Genomic DNA, 18,527 nt, shown 5'->3' with positions numbered 1-18,527 from the left:
TTTCACAGCCTAATTTTCCGCTTGACCAACATTTTGTACGATATATAGGGTTTTTACAGCTTTATTTGTACTGTAAAAATTATTGAAGTCTGCTACTCTCAGTTCCAAAAAATGCTGTGAAAAAGAAAAAATTTGAACGTTTAGTTTACGTAGTTTATTATTAATTCAAGGTGTGAAAAGAGTGTTTCTTAACGGAAACACTCTTTTTCTTTTTCATCCGAATTTGAGGTGAGTTGTTTCAATAAATTACTTCTTTTAGAAACTTTCCCCTTATGCATTTTACTGAAAAAATGTTTTTAGACCTTATTTTGTATCGTGTTTTTCCTGTGCATAATTTCGTGTAATGCTGTAGCTATTTGCGTCAATTCACGGTGTTGTGTGTTGTAAAAAGGCAAGTACTTTGTCCTGACTTTAAAAACTAGATAAGTCTTCTCGAGAAATTTAATCAACCATTAAAAAATTTAATCATGCAAAGTAAAATTCAGTATGTGTCTACAATGCGAATTGTAGATCACGAAACTTTTGGCGCAAACGAACGCAAAACAGTACGCAATTCAGGATTATTTCTGTTAGATGCAGGAAAAAAGAAAAACAACTTATATTTCGTAGGAAAATGTGGAGGAGAAGTGCGCGTTGAGTTACGAATTGGCTTCACACAAAAAACAAACGGTTCAATTTCTATCAAATCATCCGCAAAGTTATACGAAGGTGCTTCTACCAATACAAATGATTTGGATGGGAAAGCTTCAAAAAGTACAATAATCGGAGCAAACCAAACAAAAACACTAACGTATAGAGTTCGCAACACAGACGAAGGAGACGATTATGCAGATATTTCTTTACAAGTAACCAATATAGTAATTGCGGATAGCGATTGTAAAAAAGCAATCAAAGCAAAGGCACAAGTTTTAGGAAGCGGATTTACTGGAGCTGCTACTTCAAATATTAACAGTCCAACTACGGTAAGAGGCGGAAAAAGAGTGACATTCCAAAAATGTGATATTTACTGTTCACCAGCATCTGGACCACAAGAAATTCACGGGCAAATCCGTAGAAAATACAATACGGTTGGCGGTCCCAATAACGCATTGGCACTTCCTGTAACGGATGAAACAACAACTCCTGACGGACGTGGAAAATTCAATCACTTTTCCGGTAATGGCAGTATTTATTGGCATCCTGCAACAGGGCCAAAATTGGTTCGTGGTGCTATAAGACATACGTGGGCAAAAACAGGTTGGGAACGCGGAATTTATGGATATCCGACTTCTGACGAAATTAAAATTGATCCAGCAAAGAATGAATGGTTCAGTGATTTTCAGAATGGTGTCATCATTTGGAATAAAAACAAAGAAGAAAATCCGCATACTGCCAAGTTGAGCGGACGTAAAGTGTGTGCGCTTTTTGCGAAAATTTTCAAGGAAAAAACAAAGTCTCAAAAAGATTTGAATGTTGATTCCGTTAGAATTTCCAGCGTAAGCGATACTGGAAATAACTTTGATCGAAGTAAAAACAGAAAAGTGACGTTTAAAATTAAAGGCGATTATGAAAGTGGTCTGTTTTTTATTCCGAATCCGTCGTACACCATTACATTGCGAATTGCGTTTGAATCTGATAAAAATCCCAATGGAAAAGTTGGTTGTAAACTTACAGCTCGTTTAGATTATTGGCACATACACACATCTGGAGCAGGAAAGACAAAATTATTAAAAGGCTTGAAAAAAGGAATCTTAGAAGGGTTTAAAAAGCCAATGAAACTTGGTGATGTTCCAAAAAATTCAGGATTTTTAAGCTTTAAAGTCATGAAAGATGGTGGAATTAAGCTATACTTTAGAGGCAATACCATGGGACGAATTGTTGCAGGTGTAGCACAAGATATGCTGAATAAACTTTAATAATGGTGCTCATTGAAGCAGCACAAAAGCTAAAAAACCTATTTGGAATGTTCCGAATAGGTTTTTTTATTTTAAACAAAAACTTTCTTACTCATCCAAAAACTCTCTCCCTAGTTTATCTATCCAACCTTTTTGTCCATTTGGAAGTGTAAACCTGGAAAAGTATTCGGACACATCTAGTTTTGCATATTTTACTTCGGTAAGTCCGTAAATACCAAATAAATTATCTTTGGCTATTAAAATATAATTCTCTGTTATTCTTTTGATGCTATCATACTCCGCAGGTAATAATTCCTTGAATTCAAATGGATTTGGTTGCTCATTTTTACTGGGTTTTATCACGGTAGATTGCAATCCGAATTTCCCTTTATTTTTTATAACAATATAGTCAGGAGTGTATCTAAGTGTACTGGGAGTATAATTCGTTTGCAGCTTTTCTTGATACGGATTATTTATAAAATAAACAGCTTCATATTGTTGTTTATCAAAAAGCTTATGCTCCACAATTAGTGTTTGTACATTATCTTCGGAGTCATAGTATAAAGATTTAGAAGAAAGTAAAGCCCCTTTTTCATTATGTACAATCGTATAGGTAGTATTATAGTTAGCGTATCCACTAATGCATCTAGATCGAACGAATCTTTTGGGGAGTTTAGGTATCGTTTCTCCTTTTTTTGAGATGTATTTAACAGTACTACCAATCAAGCAAATTGCATACGTTGTTTCTGGAGTTATTGGAAATGCGGCTTGCAAGTCTTTTGGAGTAATATTTTCTAATTCAAGATTATACAGTGTTGTTTTATCATCTTTCAAGCAAAATATAAATCCATTATTAATAGCGATTGTATCAAATTTTTTATCCAACAACACTTGCCCAAAAACACGATCTTTTAATTGCGAATCTTCAAATTTAAAATTATACGACCAACTTGGAGTTTTATCTTGATTGCTTTGTATTCCTTTTAAAAATGGGTACGTTGTCGCTGAAGATTCAAATTTTTCATTAAAATATTTAACTAAAGATGTCTTTTTTTGAGGAATGATAAATCCAAGGTAACTTATCAAAAACTTTTCATCAGAACGATCGTATTCACTATAAGTATGATTCGGTTTTATATACGGAAAAATGATAATTGGTTTTTTATTCTTAAGATTGACAACCACAAATTTGGTCAGTTCTTCATCATAAGAACCCCATTTTGTAACGCCATTGTTTTGTCGGGTAATGTCGTGATTTTCTGAATATTTAAAAGAAAATTGATTGTAGTAGGTGAGTTGATAAATTTCTTTATCAGATTTTTTATAATAGATTTTCTCCCTTTTTAGCTTCTTTAGTAGTTTTCGTGCTTTTTGAGTTTTTATGCTTGAAACATCTATTACAAATGAATATTCATTAGCTGCATTCGAAATATCATGGAACCGTTTTATATCATACGTAGTGGCTTCAACTGTTCGTATTTTAATCTCTTTTCCTAATTCTGGATCTACTGGATAAAAACGAACTTCTGTTTTAGTGTTAATAATACCATCAGTTGCTTTTAAGAATGTAAGCTCACCTTTATCAACCAGAATATAATCAGCATCCATATCAATCGTAGTTTGTGACCAAATAGATTGGATAAAAAATAGCAGACTACATAAGATAATTTGTTTCATATCATTAGGTTGTATAGTACGGTTGAATTCAGCATGAGAATATCAGTTCAATTCTTTCTTCAAAAAACGTGCCGTATGACTCTTTTTATGTTTGGCAACTTCTTCTGGCGTTCCAGTTGTAATGACTTTTCCGCCGCCTCTTCCACCTTCGTAACCGATATCAATAATATGATCTGTCATTTTTATGACGTCCATATTATGTTCAATCACAACAATAGTATTTCCTTTATTGACCAACTTATTTAACACTTCCATTAAGACGCGAATGTCTTCAAAATGCAGTCCAGTCGTAGGTTCGTCTAAGATATAAAATGTATTTCCTGTATCTCTTTTAGAAAGTTCTGTTGCCAGTTTTATGCGTTGTGCTTCTCCACCAGAAAGTGTTGTACTCTGCTGTCCAAGAGTAATATAACCCAAGCCAACATCTTTGATGGTTTTTAATTTTCTATATATTTTTGGAATGTGTTCAAAGAAAGTTACAGCTTCGTTCATGGTCATTGCCAATACATCTGCAATCGATTTCCCTTTGTAACGAATTTCTAAAGTTTCACGATTAAATCGTTTTCCTTGACAAGTTTCACATTCAACATATACATCTGGTAAAAAGTTCATTTCAATCACGCGCAATCCGCCACCTTGACAAGTTTCACAACGTCCGCCTTTTACGTTAAAACTAAATCTTCCGGGTTTGTATCCACGAATCATGGCTTCAGGTGTTTTAGCGTATAAACTTCGTATTTCGCTAAACACGCCTGTATATGTTGCCGGATTTGATCGTGGTGTACGACCAATTGGCGATTGATTGATGTCAATAACCTTATCAATATGTTCCAAACCTTTAATGCTTTTATACGGCATTGGCTCTTTTACAGCATTGAAAAAGTGTGCGTTTAAAATAGGGTAGAGCGTTTCATTCACTAAAGTAGATTTTCCACTTCCAGAAACTCCTGTAACGCCAATCATTTTTCCCAATGGGAATTCAACAGAAACATTTTTCAAGTTGTTTCCTGTAGCGCCTTTTAACACTACCTTTTTACCATTTCCTTTTCTTCGTTCAGACGGAACAGCAATTTCCTTGCTTCCATTCAAATAAGCAGCAGTTAATGTATCGTGTTTCAATACTTCTTTAGGTGTTCCTTCTGAGATAATTTCGCCACCATGTCTTCCTGCATGTGGTCCAATATCAATCACGTGATCAGCGCGTTCAATCATGTCTTTATCGTGTTCTACGACAATTACAGAATTTCCTATGTCACGTAACGATTCAAGCGAATTTATCAGTTTCTCATTGTCTCTTTGGTGTAAACCGATACTTGGTTCATCCAAAATATATAAAACTCCAACCAATTGTGAACCAATTTGTGTTGCGAGACGAATTCGTTGTGCTTCGCCTCCAGAAAGCGATTTTGAACTTCTACTTAATGAGAGATAATTTAATCCAACATCTAATAAAAATCGCAAACGTGTAGAAATTTCTTTGACAACTTCGGTGGCAATTTTTTGTTGTTTTTCGGTGAGATTGTTCTTTAAATCATCAAACCAAGCAGCCAATTCTACCACGTCCATACTTGCGAGCTCGGAAATATTTTTTTCGTTTACTTTAAAATATAACGATTCTTTGCGTAAGCGCGAACCACCACATTCTGAACAGTTTACTTTGTCCATGTAGTTTTTTGCCCAACGTTTTATGGAAGATGAATCGCTGTCTTCGTATTGACTTTTGATGAAACTTACAATTCCTTCAAAATCAATTTTATAATCGCGTGTAACGCCTAATGTTTTGCTTACGACAGAGAATTTTTCGTTTCCACCATTCAAAATCACGTCCATTGCTTCCTTTGGAATCTCTTTGATTGGGTCGCTGATTTTAAATTCGTACCGTTCAGCAATAATTTCCAATTGCTTAAAAATCCATGATTTTTTATATTCTCCTAAAGGCGCAATTCCGCCACCTTTTATCGTTGCTTTTACATCTGGAATCACTTTATTTTCGTTGACTTCATGCAATGTTCCCAATCCGTTACAGTTTGGACACATTCCTTTTGGCGAGTTGAACGAGAAGGTATTTGGTTCAGGATTCGGATAGGAAATTCCCGAAGACGGACACATTAAGTTACGACTAAAATAGCGTGCTTCTTTTGGCGCATCTTGATCAATCACCATCAATACATCATCACCGTGATACATGGCAGTTTTAATCGTTTCTGTCAAGCGTTTGTCATTGTCAACTTCATCATTTATGACCAAACGATCAATCACAATTTCGATATCGTGTGTTTTATAACGATCGAGTCGCATTCCTTTTTCAATATCTACAATCACACCATCAACACGGACTTTTACAAAACCTTGTTTTCCGATATTTTCAAACAATTCGCGGTAATGTCCTTTTCGGGAACGAATAATAGGAGCGAGGACGTTGACACGTTTTCCATCAAAATCGGTTAAGATTAACTTTTTGATTTGTTCATCGCTATAACTCACCATTTTTTCGCCCGAATTGAAACTGTATGCATCCGAAGCTCTGGCAAATAATAGACGTAAAAAATCGTAGATTTCGGTAATTGTCCCAACCGTAGATCGTGGACTTTTACTTGTTGTTTTTTGTTCAATGGCGATTACGGGCGATAAACCATCAATTTTATCCACATCTGGTCGTTCCAATCCACCAAGAAACTGCCGCGCATACGCGGAAAATGTTTCAATATAGCGGCGTTGTCCTTCGGCATAAATGGTATCAAAGGCTAGTGATGATTTCCCACTTCCTGAAAGTCCAGTAATCACTACTAATTTCTCTCTAGGAATGGTTACGTCAATGTTCTTTAAGTTGTGAACTCTGGCACCTTGTACTTCAATATTTTCTTCGTAATTCGTCATAGATTTTTGCAAAAACGCAAAGATACGAATTTAAGTAGCAGTTATTAAGTCTATAGAATCATAATTCCCTACTTTTTTTAAAGATTACTTTCCGAATTAAAATTACATAGATCACTATTGGAATTAATACACAAATTAGTACCGAAGAAACTACATACGTACTTCCAATACCATTGAATATATTTAAGAAGTCTACTGATTTTTGAAATAACCAATCACAGAAGTGTGTAAAATTTGGAATGAAGAAAAGCACAATCGTGACAAGTAAAGTAAAGAATATTGTAAACAAACGACGCTGGTAAATTTTGTCGAGTAGGAGCATCCACGAAAGTGGAATCATAATAAACCATATAATGATGTTTATTTCTTTGTAGGTGAAACCTGTGAGGCTAGAAAACCACATTAAAACTTCATACGTGTAATTGAAGATTGTATGCATAAAAATAGAAAAGATCTTTCTTTTCAGTAAGATTTGTTTAGTTTCTAATTATAGAAAATCTAAAATGAAGATATAAAAAAACTCCGAAACATAAACTTCGGAGTTTTTAATATGATTGAGAAAATTAATTATTCAATAATTAACTTCTTAGTTATTGTTTTTTCTTGATCCGTTACAGTAATCAAGTACATACCTGTGCTTACGTTCTTTAATGAAATGTTTTCATTGAAAGTAGACGTAGCATTGTAGTTTTTAGTGTGAATTAATCGTCCAGAAATATCAAATACATTTACGTCGATATTTTCACCAGAAGTAGAGTTAAATGATAGAGAAAACTCTCCTTTGTTTGGATTTGGATATAGTGCGAAGTTTTCTAAAGTAAATTCTTCGTTACTTAATATCACAGTTGTAGTTGTAGTACAAAGTTCAATAGACCATTCGTTTACAACACCTGCATCTCCGTTGAAAAAATCAACAAATACTAAGTTCCAAACTCCAGAAGGATCATTTCCTGTAAATCCAGTCATTGGACTTGCAGGTGCGTATGTTCCTGTTGTTGGAGAAGCACACATAATTGCTGGCTCACCATCTTTTAGGGTAACATCAATATTTCCATATTGTGCATCATTACATGATCTTGCCCAAATATTTGAAAATCCACCACCATTTGGTGCTTGTAATTGCATGATTAAATCTCCGATATAAGAATGTGTTACATCTGCACTAACTCTAATGTCAGTAATAGCAGTATCCTCTGTTACTGTTATAGGAACAAATACGGGTGTACCTTGTACATTTGCACCACCACCATCAGGAATTGCTGTTGCAATTGGTCCAGTTGTATATGTATTACATACAGTGTTTGTTGTTACCGTAGCTCCAACAGAGAATGATTTTGAAATTGCAAAGAAAATGTTTCCAACAGCTTCAATTTTAATTCTACAGTAAGGTTCAAATACTACAGGGAAAGTAATTGCTTGCGAACCATCATTTGCAGTGTTAGCAGCTAATACAGTATCAAAAGTAAGTCCTCCATCAGTAGAGAATAAGATATTTACATTTGAAGTATTGATTCCGTTTGCAGTTGTTCCAGCAACGTCCCATGTAATAGTTGTTGTTGCGTTTGTGTCAAAACTTTCGTTTATTGTATTTGGAGCAGTTACTGCAAATGGTCCTGTATTTGCCAATGTAACTGTCATGTTATCTCTATTTGTTTGTCCTCCGTTTGGAGTTCCATTGTCTCTTACGGTTAACGCAAAATCCATACTTCTAGCAACGTTAGGCATAACTTCCCAAGTTGGTGTTAAGTTGTCTGCTAAAATATCACTTAATTGTGGAAAAGTACGATCTCCTGTTGTCATTGGAGCGTATGATCTAAACTGAGGATCTGTTGTGTTTGTAGTAGAAGGAACGTTTGTTGTAATTCCTACGTCTGTTTGTTCCCAGCAGTATGATAATGTTGTTCCATCAGGATCTGTAGCTGTTCCTGACAATGTAAACGCTGTTCCGTAAGGAATTGTAAAGTCATTACCTGCATCTACTGTTGGAGCAGTATTTCCGTTTGGAGTGTTTGTAGAACAAACTGGTTCTCCTGGAGGTGTAATACGTATCCACATTTCGTTGATACTGATTGCGTGGAAGTGATCGTCACTATTGTTTTGCACATTGTCTGATCCACAGATTCCTGCATACGCCATAATTGTTGTTCCACTTCCTGGCTCAACAGCAGTTGTTGCACTTCTGTTTCCACCACTACAAGAACCTTGTCCACCGTTAAAAGTATGGTTAGCACCATATTGGTGACCCATTTCGTGTGCTACAAAGTCAATATCAAAAGGATCTCCTACTGGAGCAGCAGAACCTGTTACTGCAGCCGCTTTTGCGTTGCTGTAGCAAATTCCTCCACCAGCAGCCAATCCACCACCACCAGTACTAAATACGTGTCCGATGTCATAGTTAGCAGTTCCGATGTTAGCATCGCAAATTGCTTGGTTTTGGTTAATTAATGCGTTTGAATCACTATCAGTATATCCATCATTTTCAGCTAAGAAAATGATACTTGTGTTGTCTACTAAAGTCATTGTTAACGACATGTCTCTTTCAAATACAGCGTTAACTCTGGTCATAGTCACATTCATTGCAGCTAATACAGTTGCTCTTTTTACAGCATCAGTTGCAGCAGCTTGTCCAGCAGCGTTGATGTGGTAATTAGAATATTCTTGTGTAGATGCCAATGCCAAACGGAAAGTTCTTAATTGACCATCAGTTGCGTTTTTTGCTTGAATGACATCATTGTTTGAAGAAGTTCTGCCAGCAGTACTATCGTCTACTAAGCATCCTACTCTTTCTTGAAGATCGCTGTAAAGATTTGCTTTTTCGTACATTACATACGTTTGCAGGTCAGTAGTTAATGGATCAATGTACATTGTTTTTCCAATTGCATGTACAATGGCGTGAAAACCAAAAATAGTTGTAGAAAAACGGATCACAGTTCCTGTGTTTTCTCTACTAATAGCAACATACGACTGAATGTCTGGGTTGTTTGCTGCTAATGATGGTTCCATAATTGAAGCATTGTATACTTCAAAGTTTTCCATTTTTCCTTCAGCACCTGGAAATTGTATTACAATTTCAGATTTAATGTTTAAGTCTCTGTCAGGAGCATCAGCTAATAATTGTTTTAGGGAATGTACATCTAGTGTATATAGGTCATACACAGATGGTGTAGAAGCTCTTTCTAAGAGTTCTTCTTGCTGGAAATTGGTGTTTTTTGTTTGTTTCCAAAACGATTTTCCTTGCGAAAAACCTAATAAGGGAAGTAACATCAAAATTAAAAAGTAATTCTTTTTCATAATGAATAATTAGATTATAGAAGTTTTTAGTTTAATAAAATTGCCGTAAAGTTACTCCTTTTTTTTAACATATGTTAAGAAATATTTAACAGATGGATAACAATCATATAAAGGTGTAACATAACAATTGTATTAGTCGTTCCAAGTTTTGATATTTTTTACATCAATATCTAATATAAGTAAGGTGTGTACACTAGAAAGTAGAATACCACTTTTTGTAGTTTGCCAATTGTCCCATGAAGCATATAATCCGCCAATAGGAATGATATCTACCCACATTTGATATCCTTTCGGACGTCCATTTTCGTCTAAAAACCACAAGTATGAATCGCCAGGTGTTGTACCTCCAGCACTGTAGGTGATGAGTAGTCCTTTTTCGCCAGCTTCATTTGTTGCAATACTTCTCGTGACACCTTCATCAAATACTTTGTAAGGTGCTACTAGCCAAAAAGAATCATTATTGAAATAGGAAAGTGCTTTTTCTGTGTAATATTTGGTATCGTCTTTGGAAACTGTTTTTCCATCAACCATTACAGTACTTGTGTTTGGTGTTTTTAAATTGAGATTTACTTCAATATCACTCCAAGAAACAGTTGCTTTATATTGGTCTTTATCCCAAACGTATTTATGATCTCGAAATGTCCAACTTAAATAACGTGTTTTTTTGTATGCGTCGTAGTTTAGAGCTGTTAACATTTTAGTTGCCATTGCGTCTGCTTCTGCACCTTTTATGCCTGTTGGTAATGGTTCACTATATTTAAAGTAAATTATTGTAAATACCAATAAAAGCGTGACAAGAATTCCTAAGATAAGTTTTCCTAGAATTTTTAATAGTTTCCTCATAATTAGGTTTAAGCTTGGTTGGTTTAGTTTTCTTATTCTTTAAATCTCCTCAAATCACTACTGTCAAATGTCCATTCAGGCGTTCGCAATGTACCTTTTTTTGCTTTATACCAAGGACTTATTGTTTTGTTTTGATTGTTGAGCAAGATTTGGGTTTCTTGCGCAGGCATGTAGCTTTGTGCAATCATAAATATTTTTTCGCCTTGTGCGTTTTGTGCAACATCCACCACAATTACAGCATGTCCGAACGGATTTCCTTTCTGAATAAATACATCGCCCACTTGTATGTTTTGAATATCTTCTACTTTGGCAAGCTCTTTTCGTAAGGAAGCTGTGTTTGCATACGCAAAGATATAATTCATGTAACGTCTAAATTTTTTATACGAATGATCACCTTTTGCATATTTTTTGAAATAGCGCGGTTTTCCATCAGATAAAAAGTTAAAGTGAATGTCTTGTAGGCGTTTTTGTTCAAATAAAAATTCGCCACGCAATCGCATTACAGCGTCTGCACATTGTTGTAAATCGCGCGTACCAATCTCCATATCTACTACAGAAATATACACATTGTTATTATATTTTTCGCGTCCATCAAAATATTTTACTTTACTGTTGAATGGTTTTAGCGGTAATTTTCGCAAATACGATCCAAAATCAGTCGTCTTTAATGGAATTCGCACAAAATCATCTGGCGTATTGAAGCGTTCTTGAATTGTTTTCCCTTCCGGATTGATCAAATTTTTGACAACTTTTGCTTCTTTCGGAGGCGTAACTTCATTCGTAGCAACAACAATCTGTTTTTTTTCTTCTGCGCAAGCGAGAAACATACAACTAAAAAGTAATAGAAAAGTCATATTTTTTATGGAATATAGTGTCAGATTTCGCATGTGATGTTTATTTTTACTTTTGGAAATTCAATTTACAAAATATTAAATTTGAATTAGTAAGAAACAATAACAATACCAAAAATTATATGAACATCTTAGGAATAAGCTCTAGAATTAAACATCCTGAATACGGATTAGGCGTAGTTACAAACGTAACATCAAAACATTATTGGGTAACTTTTATTGAAAACGGACTGGAAACGATTGACATTGACAGCGATTTTGAAGTGATTGATGCGGTAGAAGATGAAGTTGATAGTGTGAGTTTTTATGAAGTAGAAAGTATTTTACGAACAATGCTTAAAAAATGGTCAGATATATCTGAAATAGTTCCGATAGGCGATAAGTGGAAAGGCGGAAACTTAATTTTAGAACCTGGCGACACCAATTTAAAGAGTAAAGAACTCCCGATTGATAGTTTTTTCCATAAAATTGTCATGGTGCGCGACAGAATCCGCGTGATGGAACAAAAGATAAATTCGAGTAATTTAGAAGAACAAGAAAAAATAGATATGCAACAATATATTACGCGTATTTATGGAAGTTTAACCACGTTTAATGTGTTGTTTAAAAATAAATCGCAGCAGTTTACGGGTTCTAAGTCGAAGTAGGTTTTTGTTTGTTGATTTGTTGATTTGTGAATTCGCAAATCGCTCATTAGTTTATGTCTTTATAAATTTAGGAGTTTACGTTTTAAACGAAATGTAGCAATAACAACTTTACCAAAACCCAAAACCCAAAACCCAAAACCCAAAAAAAAGGGAACGATTTATACAATCGTTCCCTTTTCGTCAAACTAACTAACACCAATTTATGGCATCACTACGCTATCAATTACATGGATTACTCCATTGCTTGCCATGATATCTGTTTTTGAAATCATGCTGTAATTTCCGTTCGCGTCTTTCAACCAAATTCCTTTGTCGTTTTGTACAACAGTTATTTTGCTTCCACCAAGTGTTGTCAACGTTACTTTTCCTTTTCCTTTTTTCAAAGCAGCAACTACATCTTTTGCAGTTAATTTTCCCTTAATCACGTGGTATGTTAAAATACTAGTCAATTTTGACTTGTTTTCTGACTTCAATAATGCGCCTAAAGTATTTGCGTCAATTTTAGCAAAAGCATCATTTGTAGGAGCAAATACCGTAAATGGTCCTTCTCCTTTTAACGCTTCTACTAATCCGGCAGCTTTAACCGCAGTTACCAATGTTGAAAAACTTTTATTTGAAGCAGCGATATCGACTACATCTTGATTTTGAGCATTCGTTTTTGCAGAAAATAAAATTAAAGCTGCTGTTGTGATTGTTAAGATTAATTTTTTCATAATAATTTTTTTAGTTTTTAATTTTAGATTTTTGTTTATAGAATTTCTAAGCGCTTTCAATTTTATATACACAAGTTTTTTCCTTTTGGATGAGCTTGGTCAAATTTTTTTTAAATTTGATGAGATTTATTTCAAAAGTGAATAACGATACCTTATTTATTGAGCGATTTCAAAATCGTGACGAAACCGCACTATCCAAGCTATACGACAAGTATTCTGGGGCTATTTATGGTGTTATTATTCGGATGTGTAGAAATGAAGAAGCTGCACAAGAAATTTTGCAAGAAACTTTTATGAAAGCATGGGATAAGTCACATTTATATGACGCATCCAAAGGAAAATTTTATACTTGGTTGTATCGAATTGCCAGAAACACAACGCTAAATTTTCTAAGAAAAGAAGATAAACTCATCCAAACAGAAGATTTAAGTGTATATAAAGATGATGGAGTTGAAGAAGAGGACGATTTGCACTTAGAATTGAAAGGTGCATTGTCAAAATTAGAAGTACATCATCAAAAAGCCCTAAGACTTGTATATTTTAATGGACTTACACACAAAGAAGCACATGAAGAAATGGGCGTTCCGCTCGGAACTTTTAAATCGTATGTGCGACAAGCTGTAGAAAAGTTACGAATCATTTATGGCAAAGAGCTACTTATTTTATTATGTATAATTGAACGGTTGATATGAAAGATAGAAACACTGTCATAGAAAGCGGAATGCTAGAAATGTACTTGTTAGGTTTATTGCCTGATGAGCAAGTAACTGCGCTTGAAATAATGTTAGCAGAAGATACTATATTAGCCAAGAAGTATGCTGAAATAGAACAAGACTTTGAAAATGTTTCGCTCGAAAACGCCATACAACCACCAAACTTTATCAAAGAAGATTTATTTGCCGCTATAAAAGAAGAATATACTGATGTAAAAACACTTCCGAAAGAAGTTTCAACACAAGAAACCATCAAAAAGCCACTAAATTTTATGTGGATTGCCGCTAGTTTGGCTGCCATATTTATGGTAAGTACACTTTGGATGTTTACACAATGGAATTCGACACAAGATGATTTACAAGTAACACAACAAGAATTAAACACTATTAAAACACAAATTGCGAATTTAGAAGGAAATCTTAAAGATTCACAATTACTTGCAGCCGTTGTAAAAGATCCAAATACAGTTCAATATGCACTCAAAGGAAATGATAAAATTCCTAACGGATTTGCAACAGCTTACATCAATCACATAGATAAATCGGCAATAGTAAACGCACAAAAACTTCCAGCGTTGCCTGTGGATAAAACCTATCAAATGTGGGGAGATGTTGATGGCGAAATGATCAATATGGGAATTATAGACAAAAGCAAAGATGTAGTTGTCTTACAATATATTGACAAAGCTACGTCACTCAATATTACTATTGAACCTGCTGGTGGAAGCGATCATGCTACTGTAGAAGAGTTGGTAACTAATGTGTACCTTTAGACTTCTTAGATTTTTTTAAATTGGTTAGATTTGACTTGTTGGTAGTAGTAATTTCTGCAAATTCTAAGTCAAACGCCTCAAATTCTAATTTACTTCGTATTTACTGAATGTAAACAGTATATTTGAGTTATTAAATCAATCATTTTGAAAATAAGAATCGTTCTCTTTCTAATCGCATGTATTGTTACCAATCTAACGGCACAAAATAAGCTTACAGATAGCATACAAAGCCTTATTTCGCAAGCAAAAACGGAACAAGAAAAACTAGGTTTATTAAATGATTTGTCCAATGCATTCAAAACTACAAATGGACAAAAAGTACTTGAATATGCTGAAAAAGCACTCGTACTTGCACAAAAATTAGGCATCGCATCCGCAGAAGGAAAAGCATATCTCAATTTGGGAAATGGAAACATCATTACTGGAAACTACGATAAATCGGTAGCATATTTTTCAAAGGCGAAAGACATATTTGAAGCGGAATTAGCCAAGAATCCATCAATCGATATCAAAAAAAACTTAGCAAGAGCTTATGGAAGCATTGGTGTAGTTTCGTCCGAACAAAACAACTATTCCAGCGCTTTTGATTACTACGTAAAATCAATTGTCATTTACGAAGAATTGGAAGATATCAATATGCTTTCACGCTTATACAACAATGTTGGTGTCGCTTATCAATCACAAAAAGACTACGCAAAAGCATTGGCATATTTTGAAAAAGCAAAAGACACACAAGCACAATTAAACGATCCTAACATCGGAATTACGCTGACCAACATTGCCAATTGTTACCGAAGTCTTCAAAAATATCCAGAAGCCTTAAAAGCATATCAACAAGCAGAAAAACAGGTGCAAAGCAATCCGAGAGCACTAGGAGAGTGGCACAATAGTGTTGGACTTTATTATAAAGCTATTCATAACGAAAATGAGGCTTTAAACAATTGGGACAAAGCCATTGTAGCATTTAACACGATTGATGATAAGTTCGGAATTGCAGATACGTATATTTTTAAGGGCGAATTATTCTATGCACAGAAAAACTACTCAGAAGCTATAGAAAATGCTGCAAAAGCACTTGAACTCGCCAAAAAAACGAATGTATTAGAGCAAATTAGAAATGCAGAACACATTCTAAGCAATGTATATGAAGCAAAAGGAAACTTTGCGGAAGCACTAAAACACAGTAAAATATATTGGAAACTCAACGATTCACTCACTAATGTGGAAAATATTCGGAAAGGTGTACAAGCAGAAATGAATTTTGAATATGAGAAAAAAGAAAACTCTGCACGACTCATTCGAGAACGCAACGAACTCTTAAAAGCGAAAGAAGACAAGCAACGCACTACAAAATATCTATTAATCGGTTTTAGCTTATTATTACTAATCGGATTAGGATTTTTATACTACAAGCGAATGGAATTGAAAAAGCGCTTGACCTTAGAAAAAGAACTGAGTGAATACGAGCAAAAAGCCCTGCATTTACAAATGAATCCACATTTTATATTCAACTGTTTGGGTGCCATTTCTGGATTTATCATCAATAACGGAACCGATCACGCAATAAAATATCTGGCAAAATTTTCTAAGTTGATGCGTTTAACTTTAGAATATTCGCAAGAATCACTGATTCCTATCGAAAAAGAAATAGAAAGTCTTCAAAACTATCTAGAATTAGAAAAATTACGTTTCGACAATGCGTTTCGATACATAATCACCAAAAGTGAAACCATAGAAGACGACATGGGAATTCCGCCGTTGCTCATTCAACCATTAATAGAAAATGCAATCATGCATGGAATCATCGTCAAAAAAAAACAGGGAAATATTACGGTGAACTTTCAGCTAAAAAAAGATACCATTACTTGCATGGTCATTGATGATGGAATCGGAATAGAAAATTCTAAAAAAGCCAAAGAAAACTCAGTACAAGTTCACAAATCAATGGCACTAGACATTATTAAAAAACGATTAAAAATGATGACTAAAGTTTCTCAAAAAAAAGCAAGCATGCACAGCAGTCAATTACAAGACGCTAACGGAAATAGTGTAGGAACAAAGGTTGTAATAACATTACCAATTCAATACATAGATTAAGATGATAACAGCAATAATAGTAGACGACGATATTAATTTACGTAATGGAATGAAAGGCTTACTAAAGCTGTACGCACCAGAAATTTCCATCATTGGAGAAGCCGACAATGTAGAAAATGGCGTGACAGAAATTTTGCAGAAAAGTCCGCGAGTTGTCTTTCTTGACATTCAACTAACCGACGGAACTGGTTTTGACATCTTAGAACACATTACCAAAATAGAAGGAACTGTAAATGCAAACATTGTGTTCATAACAGCGCATGAAAAATATGCCATCAAAGCATTTCGTTTCTCAGCATTAGATTTCTTACTAAAACCTGTAGATCCTGACGAATTGCAACAAGTCATCACCAAAATAAAAAACAACTTGGAAAGCAAACCAAACTTTTCAAACATTGATTTACTGTTAGAAAACATCAGTAAAAAAGTAGACACATTCAAACGAATTGCACTATCAACTTCCGATGGAATTCATCTATATGAAATAGGAAGCATCATTCGTTGCGAAAGTCAGGACAATTACACAAAATTTCATCTCAAAAATCAAGCTCCTGTTCTCATCTCAAAAACACTCAAAGAATATGACGAATTACTGAGCGAACACGGTTTTGAGCGCATTCACCAAAGTCACTTAATCAACATATCGTACCTAAAAGCATATATCAAAAAAGATGGTGGTTATGTAGTGATGCAAGACGGATCAAACTTACCCATATCACAACGTAAAAAAGACCGTTTAAAAGAAATTCTCAACACAATATAATCGAATTCTAAGTCAAACGAATCAAATTCTAATTCACCCAAACAAAAAATACCATTCTACACTATCTTTACTATAAACCGAAAAGAATGAATACCAAAACCATGAAAATAAAACTATTAAGTTTCTTACTTTTATTTGCTTTCTCGCTAAGCCATGCAACAAATAAAACCGATGCGAATCGTAAAACAACAACAACAGCATTTATGCCTATTGTTACAATTGTGAGTGTAAACGTTGAAGAGTCAGATGGAGTTGCTCAAGTGCCTATTCAATTGGATGTAATTGACACGGTTGATACTATAATAAGTATCACTACGGTAGATGGTACCGCAGATTCTGGCGATTATACAAGTACAGTTGTAACAGCAACAATTCCTGCTGGGCAATTAGAAATATTCTTAAACATTCCGATTACAGACGACTTGGATGGAGAACCATCTGAATTTTTCACTGTAAATGGAACCGTAATTAGCGGAAACACAACCAACACCAATCCGTCAGGAACAGTAACTATTGGGCCAAGTAATACACCAACAGCAACTGTGCAAGATGTAACCATTGGTGAAGGTGATGGAATTTTGCCCGTTGTCATATCTTTAACAAATCCGAGTAGTGTGGATACGCTTATAGATATCACTACTGTAGATGGTTCTGCCGTAAGTCCAAATGATTATCAATTAACGACTACAACAGCTACGATTCTTTCGGGTGATACAAGCGTAACAGTCAATATTCCAATTATAGATGATACTATTTCAGAAACGAGTGAAACCTTTACGGTGAATATTATGGTAACAAGCGGAAATACGCAAAATGCAACCGATTCGGCAACAATGTTTATTACTGAAAATGACGATTCTGTTGTAAGTATTGGCGATGTTACGGTCTCAGAAAGTGACGGTGTTGCAAATGTACCTGTATCTATAGCAGGACCAAGCGTTGTTGATACGGTTATACAAATTACAACAGTAAGTAACTCAGCGACTGATTCGGATGATTATACCAACACAGTAGTTACAGCTACAATTCCTGCGCTTCAAAATTCAGTCAATGTAAGCATTCCTATAACAGATGATACTGTTTCTGAATTTACGGAGGATTTTTCAGTAAATGGAACCGTAACTAGCGGAAATACAATAAATACAAATGTATCAGCAACGGTAACTATTACTGATGATGACGATTCTGTTGTAAGTATTGCCGATGTTACGGTCTCAGAAGCTGACGGTACTGCAAGTGTACCTGTGTCTATAGCAGGAGTAAGTTCTGTTGATACGGTTATACAAATTACAACAACGAGCGGTACAGCTAACGGTCTAGATGATTATGTCAATACAACAGTTACAGCCACAATTCCAGCTTTTCAAAGTGAGGTCAATGTAAGTATTCCCATTATAGATGATACTGT

At 34.8% G+C, this 18,527-nt stretch carries 14 protein-coding genes; 7 read left to right on the top strand and 7 right to left on the bottom strand.

Translation table 11 applies throughout. The features are described 5' to 3' along the window. Nucleotides 1-467: 467 nt before the first annotated feature. A complete protein-coding gene (locus AB8B65_RS03290) occupies nucleotides 468-1,895 on the top strand; it encodes an LGFP repeat-containing protein (RefSeq protein WP_405299430.1) in 1,428 nt (475 codons plus the stop codon). An 87-nt stretch (nucleotides 1,896-1,982) separates the two neighbouring features. Here the strand turns inward: AB8B65_RS03290 and AB8B65_RS03285 are convergent, their stop codons facing one another. From AB8B65_RS03285 to AB8B65_RS03260, 6 genes are all read right to left on the bottom strand, one after another. Then, nucleotides 1,983-3,551, bottom strand: a complete 1,569-nt coding sequence (locus tag AB8B65_RS03285; RefSeq protein ID WP_405299429.1) for a hypothetical protein — start codon at nucleotides 3,549-3,551, stop codon at nucleotides 1,983-1,985. Between the two features lie 42 nt (nucleotides 3,552-3,593). Then, nucleotides 3,594-6,428 (bottom strand): excinuclease ABC subunit UvrA, encoded by a 2,835-nt coding sequence (uvrA, locus tag AB8B65_RS03280; RefSeq protein ID WP_405299428.1) that lies wholly within the window; start codon nucleotides 6,426-6,428, stop codon nucleotides 3,594-3,596. Nucleotides 6,429-6,486: 58 nt separating this feature from the next. Continuing rightward, a complete protein-coding gene (locus AB8B65_RS03275; RefSeq protein ID WP_405299427.1) occupies nucleotides 6,487-6,867 on the bottom strand; it encodes a hypothetical protein in 381 nt (126 codons plus the stop codon). Nucleotides 6,868-6,995: 128 nt separating this feature from the next. Further along, complete coding sequence (locus AB8B65_RS03270) at nucleotides 6,996-9,719, bottom strand: reprolysin-like metallopeptidase (protein WP_405299426.1); 2,724 nt, start codon at nucleotides 9,717-9,719, stop codon at nucleotides 6,996-6,998. A gap of 132 nt (nucleotides 9,720-9,851) precedes the next feature. Continuing rightward, nucleotides 9,852-10,562: a hypothetical protein gene (locus tag AB8B65_RS03265; protein WP_405299425.1), complete on the bottom strand. Its 711-nt coding sequence runs from the start codon at nucleotides 10,560-10,562 to the stop codon at nucleotides 9,852-9,854. A gap of 32 nt (nucleotides 10,563-10,594) precedes the next feature. Further along, nucleotides 10,595-11,416: a DUF4846 domain-containing protein gene (locus AB8B65_RS03260; protein ID WP_405299424.1), complete on the bottom strand. Its 822-nt coding sequence runs from the start codon at nucleotides 11,414-11,416 to the stop codon at nucleotides 10,595-10,597. Between the two features lie 119 nt (nucleotides 11,417-11,535). Between AB8B65_RS03260 and AB8B65_RS03255 the strand changes: the two genes are divergently transcribed. Then, nucleotides 11,536-12,060 carry a hypothetical protein gene (locus AB8B65_RS03255; RefSeq protein WP_405299423.1) on the top strand — a complete coding sequence of 175 codons (525 nt, stop codon included), beginning with the start codon at nucleotides 11,536-11,538 and terminating at the stop codon, nucleotides 12,058-12,060. A gap of 200 nt (nucleotides 12,061-12,260) precedes the next feature. On the opposite strand, the gene AB8B65_RS03250 is transcribed toward AB8B65_RS03255, so the two are convergent. Then, on the bottom strand, nucleotides 12,261-12,773 hold the full coding sequence (locus AB8B65_RS03250; RefSeq protein WP_405299422.1) for a fasciclin domain-containing protein: 513 nt from the start codon (nucleotides 12,771-12,773) through the stop codon (nucleotides 12,261-12,263). Nucleotides 12,774-12,892: 119 nt separating this feature from the next. On the opposite strand from AB8B65_RS03250, the gene AB8B65_RS03245 reads away from it, so the two are divergent. The 5 genes from AB8B65_RS03245 to AB8B65_RS03225 form a co-directional block, all read left to right on the top strand. Further along, on the top strand, nucleotides 12,893-13,465 hold the full coding sequence (locus AB8B65_RS03245; RefSeq protein WP_405299421.1) for an RNA polymerase sigma factor: 573 nt from the start codon (nucleotides 12,893-12,895) through the stop codon (nucleotides 13,463-13,465). Then, nucleotides 13,462-14,259 carry an anti-sigma factor domain-containing protein gene (locus AB8B65_RS03240; protein WP_405299420.1) on the top strand — a complete coding sequence of 266 codons (798 nt, stop codon included), beginning with the start codon at nucleotides 13,462-13,464 and terminating at the stop codon, nucleotides 14,257-14,259. The genes AB8B65_RS03245 and AB8B65_RS03240 overlap by 4 nt, the downstream gene beginning before the upstream one ends. A gap of 144 nt (nucleotides 14,260-14,403) precedes the next feature. Then, nucleotides 14,404-16,356 (top strand): tetratricopeptide repeat protein, encoded by a 1,953-nt coding sequence (locus AB8B65_RS03235; protein ID WP_405299419.1) that lies wholly within the window; start codon nucleotides 14,404-14,406, stop codon nucleotides 16,354-16,356. A 1-nt stretch (nucleotide 16,357) separates the two neighbouring features. Then, a complete protein-coding gene (locus AB8B65_RS03230) occupies nucleotides 16,358-17,119 on the top strand; it encodes a LytR/AlgR family response regulator transcription factor (protein ID WP_405299418.1) in 762 nt (253 codons plus the stop codon). 101 nt (nucleotides 17,120-17,220) lie between these two features. Beyond that, the coding region (locus tag AB8B65_RS03225; RefSeq protein WP_405299417.1) for a Calx-beta domain-containing protein at nucleotides 17,221-18,527 on the top strand (1,307 nt) is incomplete at its 3' end.

The organism is Kordia sp., from assembly GCF_045105435.1.
GTDB lineage: Bacteria > Bacteroidota > Bacteroidia > Flavobacteriales > Flavobacteriaceae > Kordia.
This window is presented reverse-complemented; position numbering and strand designations above follow the sequence as displayed.

Excerpts from the sequence above, each read along its gene's own strand:
- AB8B65_RS03275 (WP_405299427.1), bottom strand. The coding sequence starts at position 6,867 with ATGCATACAATCTTCAATTACACGTATGAAGTTTTAATGTGGTTTTCT.
- AB8B65_RS03255 (WP_405299423.1), top strand. The coding sequence starts at position 11,536 with ATGAACATCTTAGGAATAAGCTCTAGAATTAAACATCCTGAATACGGA.
- AB8B65_RS03265 (WP_405299425.1), bottom strand. The coding sequence starts at position 10,562 with ATGAGGAAACTATTAAAAATTCTAGGAAAACTTATCTTAGGAATTCTT.
- AB8B65_RS03250 (WP_405299422.1), bottom strand. The coding sequence starts at position 12,773 with ATGAAAAAATTAATCTTAACAATCACAACAGCAGCTTTAATTTTATTT.
- AB8B65_RS03285 (WP_405299429.1), bottom strand. The coding sequence starts at position 3,551 with ATGAAACAAATTATCTTATGTAGTCTGCTATTTTTTATCCAATCTATT.
- uvrA (WP_405299428.1), bottom strand. The coding sequence starts at position 6,428 with ATGACGAATTACGAAGAAAATATTGAAGTACAAGGTGCCAGAGTTCAC.
- AB8B65_RS03245 (WP_405299421.1), top strand. The coding sequence starts at position 12,893 with ATGAGATTTATTTCAAAAGTGAATAACGATACCTTATTTATTGAGCGA.
- AB8B65_RS03260 (WP_405299424.1), bottom strand. The coding sequence starts at position 11,416 with ATGACTTTTCTATTACTTTTTAGTTGTATGTTTCTCGCTTGCGCAGAA.
- AB8B65_RS03290 (WP_405299430.1), top strand. The coding sequence starts at position 468 with ATGCAAAGTAAAATTCAGTATGTGTCTACAATGCGAATTGTAGATCAC.
- AB8B65_RS03270 (WP_405299426.1), bottom strand. The coding sequence starts at position 9,719 with ATGAAAAAGAATTACTTTTTAATTTTGATGTTACTTCCCTTATTAGGT.
- AB8B65_RS03230 (WP_405299418.1), top strand. The coding sequence starts at position 16,358 with ATGATAACAGCAATAATAGTAGACGACGATATTAATTTACGTAATGGA.
- AB8B65_RS03240 (WP_405299420.1), top strand. The coding sequence starts at position 13,462 with ATGAAAGATAGAAACACTGTCATAGAAAGCGGAATGCTAGAAATGTAC.